This window comes from Undibacterium sp. Ji42W (genome assembly GCF_049340405.1).
Lineage (GTDB): Bacteria > Pseudomonadota > Gammaproteobacteria > Burkholderiales > Burkholderiaceae_D > Undibacterium.
The window spans coordinates 1-382 of record NZ_JBMPOV010000062.1; the positions used below are offsets into that span (position 1 = coordinate 1).

The window sequence follows — 382 nt, forward strand, 5'->3', positions numbered from 1 at the left end:
GTCACTGACGGTGAGCAGGTAGCGTTGTTCTGCATAGGCTTTGCCATTGTCGGCACGCAGGGTGACGTTGAAGCTGCCTAACACTGGGCTGGACCAGCTGATCACGCCGGTGCTGCTGATGCTCATGGTGGAGCGGGGGTTTCGGGTAGCACTGCTACCCGCCCGCGTAACGATCTCGCCTTGCAAGGCGAGATTCCTTGCATGACACTTTTGCAGTTGCTGTTATAGAGGATGTTGCTGTTGTCTATCACTCGTAGAGTGATCTGGAGTGATCAAGCGCAGGTTACACAAATGCCGCACAGTTTATTCATGTGATATATAGCCGATTTGAAATTGGTTGTGATATTGATGTTGATAGTAATGATGTTAATGGGGGTTTTAT

Annotated in this window: 1 protein-coding gene; it reads right to left on the reverse strand. The window is 49.7% G+C overall.

Annotated features, from left to right (window positions below; all coding sequences use genetic code 11):
* Positions 1-186 (reverse strand): hypothetical protein (locus ACO0LG_RS29600; protein ID WP_423032213.1); only part of this gene is annotated, 186 nt, incomplete at its 3' end.
* Between the last annotated feature and the right edge of the window lie 196 nt (positions 187-382).